The organism is Gilvimarinus sp. 1_MG-2023, assembly GCF_030548285.1.
In genome coordinates, this window is sequence record NZ_JAUOSC010000129.1 from 1 (window position 1) to 467 (window position 467).

The 467-nt window shown below is 51.4% G+C and carries 1 protein-coding gene; it reads right to left on the reverse strand.

What is annotated here, in order from left to right:
* Positions 1–50 precede the first annotated feature (50 nt).
* Positions 51–467 (reverse strand): hypothetical protein (locus Q4563_RS16055; RefSeq protein ID WP_303605184.1); only part of this gene is annotated, 417 nt, incomplete at its 5' end.

A 467-nucleotide genomic window follows, 5' to 3' on the forward strand; every position in this document is an offset into this window, starting at 1 on the left:
GGAATAAGCGGTTCTTTAACGTTGTCCATAAGGATTTCCGCAATTGGAGATCAAAAAATAAATGGCCCGCAGTATACAAACATTAGCGCTGAAATACTGATGGGACTGGAATTTTTCCTCCGCGTTGCCGCCCGGGCGGCCAGCTCACCACCACGCCAGCAGCCACGACCACAGCCGGAGCAACAGACCCCAAGCAACAGCACGAAGGACGGCGACAGGCGGTACGACAACATAAACTCACCATCATTCATGGCAACCATGCTCGATAGATATTCACTATCAGTAACACATAGCCCCTCTGCCCGCGCCGGTGTTATCATGCTGCGACTTCGGAAGGCGGGATGGAGCCGTTGAATTATTTTTATAAAGCCCCATCTACCCCTGAATGCAACCACCCAGCCTGATAATGGAGAACGCTCATGGCTTTCGAACTGCCTGCTCTGCCATACGAAAAAACTGCTCTGGAA